Annotated in this window: 14 protein-coding genes, 1 tRNA gene and 1 pseudogene; 7 read left to right on the top strand and 9 right to left on the bottom strand. The window is 62.8% G+C overall.

All coding sequences use genetic code 11. The features are described 5' to 3' along the window. Positions 1–651: 651 nt before the first annotated feature. A pseudogene (locus AC01FP_RS09890) lies at positions 652–882 on the top strand (hypothetical protein); the annotation flags it as partial. A 414-nt stretch (positions 883–1,296) separates the two neighbouring features. On the opposite strand, the gene AC01FP_RS09885 reads toward AC01FP_RS09890, so the two are convergent. Together AC01FP_RS09885 and AC01FP_RS09880 are read right to left on the bottom strand one after the other, a co-directional pair. Beyond that, on the bottom strand, positions 1,297–1,614 hold the full coding sequence (locus AC01FP_RS09885) for a nucleotidyltransferase family protein (protein WP_474479884.1): 318 nt from the start codon (positions 1,612–1,614) through the stop codon (positions 1,297–1,299). A 380-nt stretch (positions 1,615–1,994) separates the two neighbouring features. Beyond that, a tRNA-Thr gene (locus AC01FP_RS09880) sits at positions 1,995–2,066 on the bottom strand. Positions 2,067–2,117: 51 nt separating this feature from the next. Between AC01FP_RS09880 and AC01FP_RS09875 the strand changes: the two genes are divergently transcribed. Continuing rightward, a complete protein-coding gene (locus AC01FP_RS09875) occupies positions 2,118–2,372 on the top strand; it encodes a DUF3493 domain-containing protein (RefSeq protein WP_474479883.1) in 255 nt (84 codons plus the stop codon). Here AC01FP_RS09875 and AC01FP_RS09870 read toward each other — a convergent pair. The 6 genes from AC01FP_RS09870 to nblD all read right to left on the bottom strand — a co-directional run bounded on the left by AC01FP_RS09870 (position 2,289) and on the right by nblD (position 8,917). Beyond that, positions 2,289–2,972 carry a low-complexity tail membrane protein gene (locus AC01FP_RS09870; RefSeq protein WP_474479882.1) on the bottom strand — a complete coding sequence of 228 codons (684 nt, stop codon included), beginning with the start codon at positions 2,970–2,972 and terminating at the stop codon, positions 2,289–2,291. The genes AC01FP_RS09875 and AC01FP_RS09870 overlap by 84 nt on opposite strands. A 5-nt stretch (positions 2,973–2,977) precedes the next feature. Beyond that, on the bottom strand, positions 2,978–6,286 hold the full coding sequence (gene infB, locus AC01FP_RS09865) for a translation initiation factor IF-2 (RefSeq protein WP_474479881.1): 3,309 nt from the start codon (positions 6,284–6,286) through the stop codon (positions 2,978–2,980). 83 nt (positions 6,287–6,369) lie between these two features. After that, positions 6,370–6,648, bottom strand: a complete 279-nt coding sequence (locus AC01FP_RS09860; protein WP_474479880.1) for a YlxR family protein — start codon at positions 6,646–6,648, stop codon at positions 6,370–6,372. Next, a complete protein-coding gene (gene nusA, locus AC01FP_RS09855) occupies positions 6,645–7,988 on the bottom strand; it encodes a transcription termination factor NusA (RefSeq protein ID WP_474479879.1) in 1,344 nt (447 codons plus the stop codon). Before nusA ends, AC01FP_RS09860 begins: the two co-directional genes overlap by 4 nt. A 31-nt stretch (positions 7,989–8,019) precedes the next feature. Continuing rightward, positions 8,020–8,493: a ribosome maturation factor RimP gene (gene rimP, locus AC01FP_RS09850; RefSeq protein WP_474479878.1), complete on the bottom strand. Its 474-nt coding sequence runs from the start codon at positions 8,491–8,493 to the stop codon at positions 8,020–8,022. Between the two features lie 148 nt (positions 8,494–8,641). Continuing rightward, on the bottom strand, positions 8,642–8,917 hold the full coding sequence (gene nblD, locus AC01FP_RS09845; protein WP_474479877.1) for an NblD family protein: 276 nt from the start codon (positions 8,915–8,917) through the stop codon (positions 8,642–8,644). A gap of 147 nt (positions 8,918–9,064) precedes the next feature. Between nblD and AC01FP_RS09840 the strand changes: the two genes are divergently transcribed. Next, entirely contained in the window at positions 9,065–10,192 is a 1,128-nt protein-coding gene (locus tag AC01FP_RS09840) for a trypsin-like peptidase domain-containing protein (RefSeq protein ID WP_474479887.1), read from the top strand. A gap of 37 nt (positions 10,193–10,229) precedes the next feature. Next, positions 10,230–10,943, top strand: coding sequence for a ribose-5-phosphate isomerase RpiA (gene rpiA / locus AC01FP_RS09835; RefSeq protein WP_474479876.1), 714 nt, complete (start codon positions 10,230–10,232; stop codon positions 10,941–10,943). 5 nt (positions 10,944–10,948) lie between these two features. Here the strand turns inward: rpiA and hisD are convergent, their stop codons facing one another. Beyond that, entirely contained in the window at positions 10,949–12,265 is a 1,317-nt protein-coding gene (hisD, locus tag AC01FP_RS09830) for a histidinol dehydrogenase (RefSeq protein ID WP_474479875.1), read from the bottom strand. A gap of 120 nt (positions 12,266–12,385) precedes the next feature. Here hisD and rpsT point away from each other — a divergent pair, with 120 nt between their 5' ends. From rpsT to rpoB, 3 genes are all read left to right on the top strand, one after another. After that, positions 12,386–12,694 carry a 30S ribosomal protein S20 gene (gene rpsT, locus AC01FP_RS09825; protein ID WP_474479874.1) on the top strand — a complete coding sequence of 103 codons (309 nt, stop codon included), beginning with the start codon at positions 12,386–12,388 and terminating at the stop codon, positions 12,692–12,694. Positions 12,695–12,742: 48 nt separating this feature from the next. Beyond that, complete coding sequence (locus AC01FP_RS09820; RefSeq protein ID WP_474479873.1) at positions 12,743–13,534, top strand: TatD family hydrolase; 792 nt, start codon at positions 12,743–12,745, stop codon at positions 13,532–13,534. Positions 13,535–13,746: 212 nt separating this feature from the next. Then, positions 13,747–17,037, top strand: a complete 3,291-nt coding sequence (gene rpoB / locus AC01FP_RS09815; protein WP_474479872.1) for a DNA-directed RNA polymerase subunit beta — start codon at positions 13,747–13,749, stop codon at positions 17,035–17,037. Positions 17,038–17,039: the final 2 nt, after the last annotated feature.

The raw sequence follows: 17,039 nt of genomic DNA, 5'->3' as shown, positions 1-17,039 counted from the left end.
CACCAGCACAGCCATCGACTGGAGTTGATCGCTCGGATTGGCCGGTTGCACCATGGGCGCACTGTCCATCTGGATAACAACCTGGTCTCCGGGTGATCGCTGGGGGTTCGGCATCCACGAGCACGTGGATGATGCGCAGCCGCTGGAGGTCGTCCACCAGAGCACCAACTTGGCTCAATGGCTCCAATCAGGCTGGCTGCCATAGTTGTACCTAGAGCAATCTGCAGTGCCATCCGGACGTGCAGTTTCACACCCTTTAGGTGGAGATCGGAGGAAACAGAGAAGACAGCTGAGGGCAGCTGACTATCGGTGATGATCGCGCTATCGTTGGACAGAAGAGCCGGTGCGGAGGGCCCGGTGGCACTTCCATTAATGTGTATCTCAAGTAATAGGGATTCCGTACCAAAGCTATGACGCGATTGCCTCCGCTGCAATGTTGGTATTCGCGTCATGGACGCTCTGTGACAGGGCCATGGCTTGAGTAAGGGCTGCGCAAGCCAGTTCGCAGGAGCTCGTTGGCCTCAGGGGAAGCTGCAACACATCCGCTAGGAGGGCCATGCATTCATCAGCGCTGAGCAGTTAGGTAAGCTCTGGAAAAACAAGGCCAGCCGCGCGAAAATATCCGAGTAATCCTAGTCGCGGACTGAAGTCATGGGGAGCAAGCAGCTCGGTCACCGTTTCGCGCAAGGCTTTGCCTACGGTTATCACGAGCAGTCGACGGCCAAAAAGCGCACCAAGCGAGACAGCATTCTCCCTTAGATGGAGGCGGTTGTGCCGTGGAAAGCGCTGCTCGATCTGATCTATTCCTACAATCCTAAGACCAGCAGCAAGGGTGGCCGGCCTCCCTACCCGTTGGAAGCGATTGAGGATGCGCTGCTGGAGTCAGCCGGCAGAAGTGTGGATCAACAAGCCACCGGAAGAGCACGAATTGGACCTGGAGTTACTCTTGGTTCAGGCCGCCTGAGTGGCAGCCAAGGAGTGACAACTTCCTGAAAGTCACCGTGAGGCATCGCGCCTTGGCAGTGCAAGCATCAGAAGATGAGCTGCTTTGGGTATGGATCGGCACGCATGCTCAGTACGACCAGCTCGTTGGCTCAAGAGGGTTGGCGACTACCTGCCCCCAAGGTGCGAATGGCGTCCTTCCAATCGATCTCAGGGAAGCTTGCCGCCAGCAGGCCTGGGCGGAGTTTCTCTAATTGCTTTAGAGCTTCCCCGGCTATCAAGAACTGCATGCAGATCACATCGAGTAGGTCCTGGCCTGTCGCAGTTGCGTCAGCAGTAAAAGCGGATAACCACTCACGCGCTGATGCCCTCTTTGAGGATCGCCGCACGTAGCGCCGGGTTCATGCGCTCTCGCAAGCGCACCAGGCCAATGGGGAGCTGCAGCAGCTGCTCCAGCTCTTCTTTGAGGTGCACCGTTGCGAATGGTATGAGCGGGTCGAGTTCCACCCAGGCATCCACATCACTGTTAGCGGTCGCCTGATTGCGAACCGTGGAGCCAAACAGGCCGATGCGTTGCAGTTGATACCTCTGCCGCCACTCGCTCTGGCGCCCGCGCAGAAGCGAAAGGAGCTCCTGAAGGTCGAGTGCTGGTTGGGCGATCGAGCTGGTCATGGAACCAGTTGCAACCAGCCAGTATCGACTAGTTTGGCTGCAAAGTCAGCTCTGCTATCCCCTAAGGCCCTGGCTAGCAAGTTTTTAGGGAAAATCGATCCTGAAAGTGGTGGCAATGAGAGTCATCAGGCAACCGCAGATATCAGCAACATGCCCAACTACTTGGCGTCAGTGGTGTTGTTGAAGTGGGCGAGGTGGAGATGAAATTCGTGGGCTGCCACTGCTGATCGTGGCAAAGGGGGAGAGCTTGGATATGACCACATTGCAAACAGGTGAGATGGTGTTCATCCCGATCCACCGGGGCATAGACGGCCTAGGTGCTGCTGGTTAGATCGCCTGCAGGACCTGAGTTTTTGAGCAGTGGAGCGGGAGTTCGGGAAAGCCGGTGATCGGATTTGAACCGACGACCTACTGATTACGAATCAGTTGCTCTACCACTGAGCTACACCGGCAACTTAATGAAATTAGCATTCAGCAGTTGGCCTTGATGGGATGGGGAAGGGATGGGATCCAAGCCAGATTCAATTGATCCCGCCCTTAAGGCGAGGTTGCTCCAAGAAGCTCGTACGCCTTGGCGTGGCCTGCGCCGCGGCCTCTGGGTGGCCCTTACCGCTTCTGGTGCGGTGGGGTTAGCCACGATGGCAATGCGATTGGCAAGCGGAGCTGAAGTTGCCTCAACTGACTTGCTGATCCAGGTCGGTGCGCTCGCCTTGTTCGGCAGTCTCTTCTGGTTGGATCGCAACCGCGTCGGCGACTGAAGCAGCAGGCTGGCTGGTTAGAAGCGGGCTCAGCAGCAGCAGGGGCAGCCCAAGGGACAGGCGCTGGCTGTCGAGTTGCTGGAGGCTCAGGGGCGCACAATCAGGGAGCGTGACGGGGTTGCGGCTTAACAGGGCGCTTGCCTGGATCAATTGTTGCCACTGCCAGGTGATCACGGCCAGCAGGGGGCAGGCCACTAGCAGACCCACGAAGCGAGGGCTTGCTGCCAGGGGTGAGAGCGGCGTCGCCAGGGCGGCGTGCTGGTCTATCCACCAAAAAAGGGGCAGCAGAGCCGCAGCGCCAGCTGCCATCAACAGCTTGAGCAGCAGGCTGCTCTGCACTGCCGCCAGGCTGAGCTGGGCTCGGCTCCTGGCTTTGACCGGTACTTGGATTACCAGTAAGGAGCAGACGTCGGCTGGGCGTTGCCAGAGCAAAATTGCTGGCCCTAGGGCACCGATTGCCCAAGTAAGCAAGCGCTCCAGGCCAGGTAGGGGGCCAGGATCCGCTCCGGCAAGTACAAGTACCAACCCCAAAAGCTCCAGCGGTATTGCCCCTAGGGCCACCAGCTGGAGCCAGAGCAGGGGCTCGCTGCGGGGGGTCACGGCGATCAGATAGTGAGGGTTCGGCGCTGGGTGGACAGTTTGAATGCCTCAACCCGATCCCTTTCCTGCCAGCCGGTGTAGCGGTCGGTGCCGATACCGCACTCGAAGCCGGTGGCCACTTCCTTGACATCGTCCTTGTTGCGACGCAGGGAGTCGAGGTCGCCCTCGAACACCTTCTCCTTGCCGCGCCACACCCGCACCTTGCAGTTGCGTTGCAACTTGCCGCTGGTCACATAACAGCCAGCCACCGCACTGCGGCCAATGGTGAACACGGCACGCACCTCGGCTTCGCCGAGGGCCTCCTCCACCAATTCCGGCTCCAGCAGGCCTTCCATGGCCATCTGGATATCTTCCAGCAGCTTGTAGATGACGTCGTAGTCGCGCACATCGACGCCGGTGGCATCGGCGGCGCGTTTGGCGCCAGGGGCCATTGAGGTGTTGAAGCCAACGATCACGGCGCCGGAGGCGGCGGCCAGGTCGACGTCGGTTTCGGTAATCTCGCCAGGTGCTGAGAGCAGCACCCGCACCTGGACCTCGCCCTGAGGGAGCTGCTCCAGGGAGCCGAGAATCGCCTCCACGGAGCCCTGCACGTCTGCTTTGAGGATCAAGTTGAGCTCCTTGAGCTCGCCCTCGCTGGCCTGGCCCGACATCGAGGCCAGGGAAACCCGGCGTGAAGCCATTTGCTGGGCAAGTCGGGTGGCCCGGGCCTCGTTGGCGCGGTCTCCAACAACCGAGCGGGCGGTCTTCTCATCTGGATAGACCTCAAACTCGTCGCCAGCAGTGGGCACTTCGCTGAAGCCGAGGGCTTCTACGGCATAGGAAGGACCTGCCTCCTTAACGCGCTTGCCGGTGTCATCCACCATGGCGCGCACCTTGCCCAGCACCGGGCCGGCCGCCAGCACGTCACCAGCTTTGAGGGTGCCGTTCTGAATTAGCAGGGTGGCAACAGGGCCTTTGGCCTTGTCGAGGTGGGCTTCGATCACGGTGCCCCGAGCCATGCGGTTCGGGTTGGCCTGGAGGTCTTCCACCTCGGTGACCAGCAGGATCATCTCCAGCAATTTGTCGACGTTCTCGCCCTTGAGGGCGCTGACAGGCACCATCACGGTGTCGCCACCCCAGTCTTCCGCCACCAGTTCCAGGCCGGAGAGTTCCTGTTTGACCCGGTCGGCGGAGGCGCCTTCCTTGTCGATCTTGTTGATCGCCACCACGATCGGCACCTTGGCGGCCCGGGCATGGCTGATTGCCTCCAGGGTTTGGGGCCGTACGCCGTCATCGGCTGCCACCACCAGCACAGCCACGTCTGTGACCTTGGTGCCGCGGGCTCGCATGGCGGTGAACGCCTCGTGGCCCGGGGTATCGAGGAAGGTGATCTTGCGTTGTTCGCCAGCGTGGGGAATCTCCACCTGATATGCACCGATGTGCTGGGTGATGCCGCCGGCTTCGCCCGCTGCCACTCGGGTTTTGCGGATTGCGTCGAGCAGGCTGGTCTTGCCGTGGTCGACGTGGCCCATCACGGTCACCACGGGGGGGCGACGGATCAGGTGGGCGCGATCGCTTTCTTCGATCATCTCGACCGTCTTGGCGGCCGCTGCCTCGACGTCGTCTTCGAGTACCGGTACGCCGAATTCCTCGGCCACCGCTTCGATTGTGGAGAGGTCAAGGCTTTGGGTCACCGTGGCGATGACCCCCTTGAAGAAGAGGCTCTTGATGATCTCGGAGCTTTCCACACCGAGCTTTTCGGCCAGCTCCTGCACCGTGAGGTTGCCCTCCGGCACGATCAGCATTTCGGGCCGAACAGCCTTGGCTTCGCGGGTCGCCCGCAGTTCCATGGCCCGGCGGCGCTGACGCTGGCGGGTGGTTTCCTTCTTGCGCTTGCGCATCGCCGCCATCGGTTTGGCGGCGGGGGCAGCGGCGGTGCGGGGCTTGGCGGGGCGGGCCAGGCTGGCCTGCAGGATGAAGGCTTCCTGTTCGCCGGCGTAACCGCCGGTTTCGGCTGTGAGCGCATCATCGTTTTCGCCGATGATGTGCACCTTGGTGCGCTGTTTTTGTGGCGTACGGCTGCGCAGGGCTTCCAGCTTGGCGCTGTCGTCCCAATCAGGCCGGCGGGGGCGTCCGGCTGCACCGGAGGGAGTTGGTGCGCGGAAGCCAGGCCTTCTGGGGGCTGCTGGCGGGGTTGCGCTGGGTCGCACCAGATCGGGGGTGCCGCCGGGGCCGCTGGGAGCACCTGCTGGGGCTTCGCTGCGCTCGCCGGGGCGCCGTGGCGGTGGTGCGGTGGGCCTGCCAGATGGCTTCTGGAGCTGCATCAGCTCGCCAGGAGCCATCGGCTTGCGCATGCCTGCAGGCATGCCCGGACGTCCCGGTGCTGCAGGACGTCCAGGGGCTCCTAGGGCAGTAGGGGCTCCAGGAGCCCCTGGAGCAGCGCTGTCGCGGCGGATCGGTTTGCCGACCAGCTCCAGAGGGGTTGGGCCTGGACGGCCCGTAGCTCCGGGCTGGCCTTGACGGGTAGGTGCTGGGGCGCCGGCGCGCTGGGGGCTGGGGGGGCGCTGACTCAGAGGTGCCCTGCCCGCAGGCGGTGCAGGGCGGCTGCTGGTGGTGCCAGCAGAGGTGCTGAGTGGACGTCCCACCAGTTGGGGTTTGCTGGGTGCTGGCCGCACCGGCAGCTCTGGTTTGCGGCTCGGAGCAGGAGTTGCAGCAGGAGCAGCGCTGGTGGGGCGGGCCGGAGCCGGCGTGGCCGGACGAGCTGGTTTGGAAGCGATCACCACAGGTTTGCTGGGTGCCTCTGCCGCGGGCCTGGCCGGTACCGGGGGCTTGCTCACCACGGTTGGCTTGCTGGTGGCCACTGGCTTGGTTACCGCCGGCTGCTTGACAACCTGCTGAGGCTTGACAACCACTTGGGGCTTCGCAACCACTTGAGGTTTCACAACCACTTGAGGCTTCGCAACTAGGGGCGGCTTGCCTGCTGGAGCTGCCGCAGGCCGGGCCGGGGGCATGGCCGGCTTGGCAGACACTGGAGCAACCGGACGAGGGCTGGTGGCGGGCTTGGGAGGTGCTGGCGTTTCAACGGCAGCGGTCTCAGCTTTTTTGACGGCAAGGATGGCCTTCGGCGGGGCTGCAGCGGCCGGCGCCGGAGCCTTGCTGCCGTTCGAGCCGCCCTCGATCAGGGAGCGAATCCGAGTCGCTTCGTCGTCGCTGATGGAGCTGCTGTGGCTCTTTGCCGCAACCCCCAGCTTCTCGGCGGCGTCGAGCACGTCCTTGTTCTCCAGGCCTAGATCCCGGGACAGCTCATAAATTCTAACTTTGCCGCTGCTGGTCATTCAGGTCTCCATGGGTCGGGGCTCAAGGGCCGCCAAGCGGGGCCAAAGGGCACACCAGGTCGCACGCGCGCTGCGACCAATATTCATCTTGCCTCAGAGGCGAGATCGGCGCCGGATGTCAGACGTTTTTCCAGGGTTTCAACGATGGAATCTGCAACCTGGCAGCGCAGGGCCCGTTGCAGACGCTTGCGTCGTTTCGCCTCTTCCAGGCACGCCTGGCTGGGGCAGAGGTAGGCCGAACGGCCCATGCCCTGATCCAAACAGAGTCCCCCTTCGGCCAGCCGGATTACCCGCCAGAGCTGCTGGCGATCCAGCAGCTCGCGACAGGCAATACAGCGCCGCAACACGACACGGCGACTCACCGGGCTTCCTCTTCGGCGACTGCTTCTTCCCCGTAGTAGCCGGCTTCGTCTTCGGCGAGGGGATAGAGCTCCCGTAGACGGGCATCCTCCTCGGCTCGGGCGGCTTGTTCGATTTCCAGGCGGGCTTCGGCTTCGGCTTGCAGGGCTTCCTCCTCCTGCCGCTGGGCAATCAGCTCAGCCACCACCGCATCTTCCGAGGCCTGGTCGTATTCACCGGCGTTCTTGATGTCGAGCTTCCAGCCGGTAAGGCGGGCGGCCAGACGCACGTTTTGGCCTTCACGGCCGATAGCGAGGCTGAGCTGATCGGAAGGAACCAATACGTGGGCGTGCTGGCCCTCGGGGTCGACTAGACGCACCATCTCGACCCGTGCCGGACTGAGCGAGTTGGCGATGTACTGGCCCGGGTCTGGCGACCAACGAATCACGTCGATTTTTTCGCCACGCAGCTCGTTAACCACCTGCTGGATCCGGGAGCCGCGGGCGCCAATGCAGGCACCCACTGGATCAACTTCGCGCTCCACCGAGTCCACGGCCACCTTGGTGCGCGGGCCTACCGAGCGGGAAGGGGGATTGGCTTCCCTGGCCACGGCGACGATCCGAACCGAACCCTCCTGAATCTCGGGAACCTCATTTTCGAACAAGTACACCACCAGGCCCGCGTTGGAGCGGCTCACGAACAGCTGGGGGCCGCGCCGCGCCACCTCGCTCACCTCCTTGAGGAACACCTTGAAGGTGGCATTTGCCCTGTAGTTGTCGTTGGGCAGCTGGTCACGGCGGGGCAGCTCGGCCTCTACTTCAGGGCGACCTAGGCCAGAACTCACGGCCATGATCACGCTTTGGCGCTCGAAGCGGATCACCCGAGCGGTGAGCACGGGATCTTCCAGGTCGGCGAACTCCTCCTGGATCATGCGGCGCTGCTGGTCCCGCAGCTTCTGAGCCAGCACCTGCTTGGTGGTGGCGGCGGCCATGCGGCCGAAGTCGTCTTTCTCCGGGGTGACATCCAATACCACCGTGTCGCCGATTTGGGCGTCATCGGCCACCTGTTGCACCTCGGCAAGGGCGATTTGGTGGTCTTCGCTCTCAACCTCCTCAACAATTATTTTTGATGCCAGAACTCGGTAGCCCTCCTCCTCCAGGTCCAGGCCTACGTCGAAGTTGGAGAAATAGTCCTCCTCGAAGGGGTCTTCGCTGATTCCGAGGTAGAGGGTGCGGCGGTAGCGCTCGTAGCCCTTGAGCAGGGCTTCGCGCAGGGCGGCTTCCACCACGGCGGGCGCCAGTTTCTTCTCGTCGCTGATGTCCTCGATCAGGTTGTTCAGACCGGGAAGCAGAACCAGGGCCATGGATCAGGGGTGAGAAATGGTCAGGGGAAGGTCAGTCGGACTCGGATGGTGTGACCAGGCAGACGCTGATCACCGAGTCTCGGGGGATGCGCTGGGTGCGGCCGCGGATGTTGAGGTGAACATCCGTCGCATCGCGCTCTAGGAGGAGCCCTTCGCGCCGAATGTCGAGCCCTTGGTCGTCACGAGAGAGCACAACAACGGGAAATCCGCGAAAGGAGCGGAAGTCTCGATCGTCGCGCAGCTCGTCACTGACACCAGGACTGCTTACTTCCAGTAAATAGGCATCACCAAGCAGCTCGGCGGCCTCAATCGCCTCGGCCAGCGGTGCACTAAGGGAAGCGCACTCATCCAGGTTGATATCGCTGCCGTCAGCCCGCTGCACCAGCACCTGCACCGTCATGGGAATGCGGTGGGTGAATACATTCACACCCTTGAGCTCATAGCCAGTAGCAACCACAGCCGCTTGGGCTAGGCGCTCCAGGTCGGGCAGGAGAGGGTGGGGCAATGGGGCGGGAAAGCTGGGGGCAGGCGGCCCGCCGGCTTGTGCAGTATCAAAACTGCCCTGCAAATCACAGCAATTCAGCGAAGCGCTGGACCGTGTCTGGAGGGTTTGCCCGCCGGGCAAGAAATGAGCTTAGGGGATGGTTGGCACTTCATCCAGGCTCGGTCGTGGGGGGCATTGCGATGATGGGGGCTTCGGCGAAGTAGTCGCTTTGTTGGATGGTTCCCCTTTGGCTGGCGTCCTGGTTCAGGCATTGGGCCTGCTGCTCGCCGGTGCGCAGGTACTGACACACTCGAGCCCAAAGCTTGGACCGGGTGCCCGGCCCCCCCTGGCTGAAGTGCACTAGGTCGTTGCCACCTGTCATGCCCTGAATTTCCACCTGGCAAAGGCTGCAGCGCTGACGCGTGCCGGGGGGGATTGCTGCCATGGCCGTCCTGCGATCAAGACCCAATTTAAGCCGTTGCGACCGGGTGCCTATTCCTGCACTTTTCCCTGCTGCCTTGATGGGTTCCCTAGCCTCGTAGTCATGCTTAAGCAGAACTCGATGGAGAGGGTGTTGGAGACGGGCCTGTTCATGGTGAGGCTGTTTCTTGGAGTTGGATTTAGCTTGGTTCTGGGACTGGGATCCTTCAGCACTGCCGCCCTCGCTCTCGAGCCTTCGGTCGATTCCGCTCCCCAGGCCCTTCCTCATAGTTTTGTGGCGGAAGCCGCACGAGCGGTGGCTCCAGCGGTGGTGCGAATCGACACCGAGCGCGAGGTAGCCCGTCAACCATTTGACCCTGCCCTGCTGGATCCTTTTCTGCGCGATCTGTTTGGCGATCCTTCCGGCAGCATGCGGGAGCGCGGGCAGGGGTCTGGCGTCGTGATCGATGCAGCCAAGGGCCTAGTGCTTACTAATGCTCATGTCGTTGACCAGGTCGACAGCGTGGAGGTCACCCTGGCCGATGGGCGCCAAGTGGATGGGGCCGTGGTGGGGGCTGATTCGGTGACCGATCTTGCCGTGGTGAAAATTTCCGGCTCCCGGGATCTGCGTGCCGCTCGCTTGGGAGATTCCGAGGCCTTGGAGGTGGGTGATTGGGCTATAGCCATGGGTAGCCCCTATGGGCTGGAGCGCACGGTGACTTTGGGCATCGTTTCGAGCCTGCACCGCAACATCAACAGCCTGGGCTTTTCCGACAAGCGGCTCGATTTGATTCAGACCGATGCGGCCATCAATCCAGGCAATTCTGGCGGTCCGCTGATCAACGCCAGCGGCGAGGTGATCGGCATAAATACCCTGGTGCGTTCGGGACCAGGTGCCGGCCTGGGATTTGCGATCCCGATCAACTTGGCCCGGGGCGTGGCAAGCCAGCTCAGCAGCGGTGGTCAGGTGGTTCACCCCTATTTGGGCCTGCAACTGGTGCCGCTCACTGCCCGCCGGGCTCGCGACAACAACCGCGATCCAGAGGCACTGCTGCAGCTGCCAGAGCGGGATGGTGCCCTTGTGCAACGGGTTCTACCGGCCAGTCCTGCCGAAACGGCGGGACTGCGTCGCGGCGATCTGGTGGTGCGGGTGGCAGATCAGCTTGTGCCTGATCCAGCCAGCCTGCTGGAGCGGGTGGAGCGCAGCAGCGTCGGCGAGCCCCTGGCGCTCACCGTGGTGCGCGGTCAACGCGAACTCAGCCTCATGATCAAGCCGGCGGCCTTGCCTCACGCCGGTTGAGCGCTGCTACGGTCGCGGCCAATTCGGGAGTACGGCAATGTCTGATCTGCAGGATCGGATGAAGCAGGCGGTCGCTGCTGCGGCCACTGAGCAGATCCGCAGCGGCATGGTGGTGGGACTGGGTTCCGGCTCCACCGCAGCGCTGATGATTCAGGCCCTCGGCGCCAAGCTCAAGAGCGGCGAACTCACAGATGTGGTGGGCGTCACCACCTCCTTCCAGGGCGAGGTGCTCGCCGCCGAGCTCGGCATTCCGCTCAAAAGCCTCAATGCTATTGAGCGCATCGACCTTGCCATCGATGGCGCCGATGAAGTTGACCCGGCTTTCCAATTGATCAAGGGCGGTGGTGCCTGCCACGTTCAGGAGAAATTGGTAGCAGTGCGCGCTGAGCGCTTTGTGGTGGTTGTGGATTCCACCAAGCTCGTCGACACCCTTAATCTCGGCTTTCTGCTGCCCGTGGAGGTGCTGCCCGGTGCCTGGCGTCAGGTGCAGGCCCAGCTAGCGGTGATGGCTGGCACGGCCAATCTGCGCATGGCCGTCAAAAAGGCCGGCCCCGTGGTGACCGATCAGGGAAACCTGGTTTTAGACGTGAAGTTTGCTGGTGGCATCAGCGACCCTGCCTCCCTTGAGGCGGCGATTAATAACCTGCCAGGCGTGTTGGAGAACGGCCTGTTCGTGAACATCACCGATCAGGTGCTGGTGGGTGAAATCGTGGACGGCGAGCCCCGGGTGCGGGACCTGGCCAAGCTCTGAGGGCTTCAGGTCAGCCGACGCCGCACCGATTCGGCATGGCTGTGCAGCCCCTCGCTTTCGGCCAGGGTGATCACCGCAGACCCGGTGGCATCCAAGGCCTCCCGGTTGAAGCGGATCAGGCTGGTGTGGCGCATGAAGGTCTCCACGCTCAGGGCGCCGGCGAAGCGGGCCGTGCCGGCGGTGGGCAGGGTGTGGTTAGGGCCGGCTAGATAGTCGCCGACGGCCTCGGGGGTGTATGGACCCATGAAGATGGCGCCGGCGTGCTGGATCTGTTCGGCCAGGCTTTCCGGGTCTTCCACCAGCAGCTCCAGATGTTCGGGGGCGAAACAGTCGCTGAGTTGGGCGGCGCGGCCAAGGCTGTCGCAGAGCACAATCAGGCCCCAGTCGTTGAGGGCGGTGCGGGTGATCTCAGATCTGGGGTGGTTTTCGAGCTGGGCCTCCAGGGCAGCTGGCATGGCGGCGGCCAGCTCCGGGCTGGTGGTCAGCAGGATCGCGGCGGCTAGGGGGTCGTGCTCGGCCTGGGCCAGCAGGTCGGCGGCCACCTGGTCGGCCCGGGCGCTGTGGTCGGCGATCACCAGCACCTCACTGGGGCCTGCCAGCGAGTCGATTGCTACGCGGCCGTAGACCGCTTTTTTGGCCAGGGTCACGTAGAGGTTGCCGGGGCCGCTGATCACGTCGACCCGGGGAATGGTGGCGGTACCGAAGGCCAGGGCGCCGATCGCCTGGGCGCCCCCAACCCGATACACCTCTTCCACTCCGGCCAGGTGGGCGGCTGCCAGCACGGTTTCTGGGGGCTCGCCACCGGGGCCTGGGGGCGTCACCATCACGAGCCGCTGCACCCCGGCTACCCGCGCCGGCACAGCATTCATCAGCACGGTGCTGGGGTATGAGGCCCGTCCCCCCGGGACGTAAAGGCCGGCCCGCTGTACCGGCCGCCAGCGCCGACCCAGTAGTTCGCCATGGGGCCCGGTGACGGCCAGGTCGGCTGGCAGTTGATGCTGATGGAACGCAAGAATTCGCTGATGGGCCAGGCGTAGGGCGTCCTGCAGGTCTGCTGGTGTGGCTTGCCAGGCCTCGGCCAGGCGCGTGGGCGGAATCCTCAGTGGATCGGGGCGCACGCCGTCAAAGCGTTCGGTGAGCTCCATCAGGGCGGCATCGCCTGCCGCCTGCACCCTGGAGAGGATCTCCTCGACCCGAGCCATCTCCTCGCGCAGGCGCCCGCCACTGGTGCGCTCGGCGATGGTTGCCAGCCGATCAGAGGCGGCGTTTGAACCGTCATCGCGCAGGCAGCTGATCGATAGGGCAACAGGTGTTGCGACCACGGAACGGCTCAGGGTTACGGGATTGTCAAGTTAGGCCGGCACAGCTCTTGCAGGCGGTGAGGCCCCTAAGGAGGGCCTGACGGTAGGATCTACCTTCTCTGATCCAGCGTCCGTCCGCCTGTGGCCAATAACACCTCATCGAAGAAGCGCATTGAGGTTGCCGAGCGCAACCGTCTCCGCAACCGCACCTACAAGTCGGCCCTGCGCACCTTGATGAAGCGCTGCTTCACCGCTTGCAGCGCCTATTCCCAGACCCCTGGTGAAGACGCCAAGACGGCTGTTCAAAGCACCATGAATGCTGCCTTCAGCAAGATTGATAAGGCTGTGAAGGTGGGTGTGCTGCACCGCAACACCGGTGCTAACCAGAAGTCGCGTATCAGTTTGGCTGTGAAGCAGGTGATTGAGCCGGCAGCCGTTGCCCAAGCCTGAGCCAAGCTCCCCACTGTGATTGCCTCGCCAGCGCCAATTGAATCGGGATTGCCCGTTTTGGTTGACAGCCACTGCCACATCGTTTTTCGCAATTTCGACGACGATCTAGAGGCGGTGGCCCAGCGCTGGCGTGATGCAGGTGTCCGTTCCCTAGTCCATGCCTGCGTAGAGCCCGGGGAGATTCCAGCGATCCGTGCCCTGGCTGATCGTTTCCCGGAATTGCGCTATTCCGTAGGGGTCCATCCGCTCGACACCGAGCACTGGCAGCCCGACACGCCAGAGATTTTGCGTCAAGCCGCCCAGGCTGATCGGCGGGTGGTGGCCATCGGCGAGCTTGGCCTCGATCTGTTCCGGGAGCAAAATTTGGCTGCCCAGATGGCCATGCTCGAGCCCCAGCTTGATCTGGCAGTGGAGCTGGACCTGCCTGTGATCGTGCATTGCCGCGACGCTGCCGAGCCGATGCTGGCCCTACTGCGGCAGCGGGCCTCCCTTGGGGGCTGCCCTCGCGGCGTGATGCATTGCTGGGGCGGAGATCCGGGGGAGATGGCTGGTTTTTTAGAGCTCGGCTTCTTCATTAGCTTTAGCGGCACGGTGACTTTTGCCAAGGCGGAAGCCACCCATGCCTGCGCCCGCCAGGTGCCCGCTGATCGCTACCTGGTGGAAACCGATTGCCCCTTCTTGGCGCCGGTGCCCCGCCGCGGCAAGCGCAACGAGCCGGCTTTTGTGGCGGCGGTGGCAGCCCGAGTCGCCGATTTGCGTGGGCAAACCCTCACAGAAGTGGCTAATACCAGCAGTGCCAACGCGGCACGGCTGTTTGGACTGCCGCTTCACAATGTATGATGTTTCATTGGCCCGGAAGCGGAAGCGCTGCTTGTTGTCGACGTCTGCACTCTTGAAGCGACCCCGTTAAGCATGCCCCCGCGGGCAGCCGTTCCCTACGAGGGGAGCGGCTGTTTGTGTGGGCGGTTGCGGAGTATTCAAGTCTGTGGTGATCGGCATCAAATGCGTTCCACTGCCCAGTCCTTATCCATCCGTTCCTGCAGGTTCACCGCATGAGCAGCGCGATCCAGGTCGCTAAGACCGCCACATATCTGCCCGATTTGGTGGAGGTGCAGCGCGCGAGCTTCAAATGGTTCCTGGAGAAGGGCCTGATCGAAGAGCTGGAAAGCTTTTCGCCGATCACCGACTACACCGGCAAGCTCGAGCTGCACTTCATCGGTAGCGAGTACCGCCTGAAGCGTCCCCGCCACGACGTTGAAGAGGCGAAGCGCCGGGATGCGACTTTCGCTTCCCAGATGTATGTCACCTGCCGCCTGGTTAATAAGGAGACAGGAGAGATCAAGGAGCAGGAGGTTTTCATCGGCGAGCTGCCCTTGATGACCGAGCGGGGCACCTTCATCATCAACGGCGCCGAGCGGGTGATCGTTAATCAGATCGTGCGCTCACCAGGCGTCTATTTCAAGGACGAGCAAGATAAGAACGGTCGCAAAACCTTCAACGCCAGCCTTATCCCAAACCGGGGTGCCTGGTTGAAGTTTGAAACCGACAAGAACGACCTGCTGCACGTTCGGGTCGACAAGACGCGCAAAATCAATGCCCACGTGTTGATGCGGGCTATCGGCCTGTCGGACAACGACGTGCTTGATAAATTGCGCCATCCGGAGTACTACCAGAAATCGATCGAGTCGGCAAACGACGAGGGCATCTCCTCTGAAGACCAAGCCCTACTGGAGCTCTACAAAAAGCTGCGGCCGGGTGAACCTCCCTCTGTCAGCGGCGGCCAGACCCTGCTACACAGCCGCTTCTTCGATGCCAAGCGCTACGACCTAGGTCGCGTTGGTCGCTACAAGATCAATAAGAAGTTGCGCCTCACCATCCCTGATGCCGTGCGCACCCTCACGCCTGAGGACGTGCTCAGCACCATCGACTACTTGATCAATCTCGAGCTCGATGTGGGCGGCGCCAGCCTCGATGACATTGACCACCTCGGCAATCGCCGGGTGCGCTCAGTGGGAGAGCTGCTGCAAAACCAGGTGCGGGTGGGCCTCAACAGACTTGAGCGCATCATCAAAGAGCGCATGACGGTCGGCGAAACAGAATCGCTGACCCCTGCCCAGCTGGTGAACCCCAAGCCCCTAGTGGCGGCGATCAAGGAGTTCTTTGGCTCCAGCCAGCTGAGCCAGTTCATGGACCAGACCAATCCCCTGGCGGAGCTCACCCACAAGCGCCGGATTAGCGCCCTGGGCCCAGGCGGTTTGACCCGCGAACGGGCGGGTTTTGCGGTGCGCGACATCCACCCTTCCCACTACGGCCGCATCTGCCCGATTGAGACACCGGAAGGACCTAATGCAGGCCTGATTGGCTCCCTGGCCACCCACGCCCGAGTCAACGAGTACGGCTTCATCGAGACTCCCTTCTGGAGGGTGGAGGAGGGCATCGTTCATAAGAGCGGCGATCCCATCTATCTTTCTGCCGATCTCGAGGATGAGTGCCGCGTAGCCCCTGGCGACGTGCCCACCAATGCCGATGGCTACATCACCGCTGATTTAGTGCCTGTGCGCTACCGCCAGGACTTTGAGAAGGTGCCCCCTGAGCAGGTCGATTACGTCCAGCTCTCGCCGGTGCAGGTGATTTCGGTGGCCACCTCCTTGATCCCCTTCCTGGAGCATGACGATGCCAACCGGGCCCTCATGGGCTCCAACATGCAGCGTCAGGCCGTGCCTCTGCTGCGGCCAGAGCGCCCCTTAGTGGGCACCGGCCTGGAAACCCAGGTGGCCCGCGACTCCGGCATGGTGCCGATCACCCGGGTTAATGGCACGGTCACCTTCGTCGATGCCACCGCCATCGTGATTCGCGATGAGCACGGCACCGAGCACGTGCACCACTTGCAGAAGTACCAGCGCTCCAACCAGGACACCTGCCTCAATCAACGGCCGATCGTGCGTCAGGGCGATCCCGTGATTGCCGGTCAGGTGCTGGCCGATGGTTCTGCATGCGAGGGCGGCGAGATCGCCCTGGGGCAAAACGTGCTGATCGCCTACATGCCCTGGGAGGGCTACAACTACGAAGACGCGATCCTGCTCAGCGATCGGCTGGTGCACGACGATCTCTACACCTCGGTTCACATCGAGAAGTACGAGATCGAAGCCCGGCAGACCAAGCTTGGGCCTGAGGAGATCACCCGGGAAATCCCCAATGTGGCCGAAGAGAGCCTGGGCCACCTCGACGAGATGGGGATTATCCGCATCGGCGCCTACGTCGAAAGCGGCGACATCTTGGTGGGCAAGGTGACCCCTAAGGGCGAATCCGACCAGCCCCCAGAAGAGAAGCTGCTGCGCGCGATCTTCGGTGAGAAGGCCCGCGACGTGCGCGACAACTCCCTGCGGGTGCCTAGCACCGAGCGGGGCCGGGTTGTTGACGTGCGCATCTACACCCGCGAGCAAGGCGACGAACTACCGCCCGGCGCCAACATGGTGGTGCGGGTTTATGTGGCCCAGCGCCGCAAGATCCAGGTGGGCGACAAGATGGCGGGCCGCCACGGCAACAAGGGCATCATCAGCCGCATCCTGCCCCAGCAGGACATGCCCTACCTGCCCGATGGCACCCCCATCGACATCGTGCTCAACCCCCTGGGTGTGCCGAGCCGGATGAATGTGGGTCAGGTGTTTGAGTGCCTGATGGGCTGGGCCTCTTCCCACCTCGACTGCCGCGTCAAGGTGGTGCCGTTTGATGAGATGCACGGCGCTGAAAAGTCGAAGCAAACCGTGCAGGCCTACCTAGAGGAAGCTGCCAAATTGCCTGGCAAGGAATGGGTATACAACCCTGGCAACCCAGGCAAGATCCAGCTGATTGATGGCCGCAGCGGCGAGCCTTTCGACCAGCCCGTGACTGTGGGTTACGCCCACATCCTCAAGCTGGTGCACCTGGTGGACGACAAGATCCACGCCCGCTCCACCGGCCCTTATTCACTGGTGACCCAGCAGCCCCTAGGCGGCAAGGCCCAGCAGGGCGGCCAGCGCCTCGGTGAGATGGAGGTCTGGGCTCTTGAGGCCTATGGCGCCGCCTACACCCTGCAGGAACTGCTCACCGTCAAGTCCGATGACATGCAGGGCCGCAACGAGGCGCTCAACGCCATCGTTAAAGGCAAGCCGATCCCCCGCCCTGGCACGCCGGAGTCGTTCAAGGTGCTGATGCGTGAGCTTCAGTCGCTGGGCCTCGACATCGCCGTCTATACCGACGCTGGCGAAGAAGTTGATCTCATGCAAGACGTCAACCCCCGCCGCAGCACCCCCAGCCGTCCCACCTACGAATCCCTCGGCGTCGCGGACTATGACGACGATTGATC

This window comes from Cyanobium sp. NIVA-CYA 375 (genome assembly GCF_056108345.1).
Note: the sequence above shows the minus strand (reverse complement) of the source record. Positions and strands in the feature narration are given on the sequence as shown.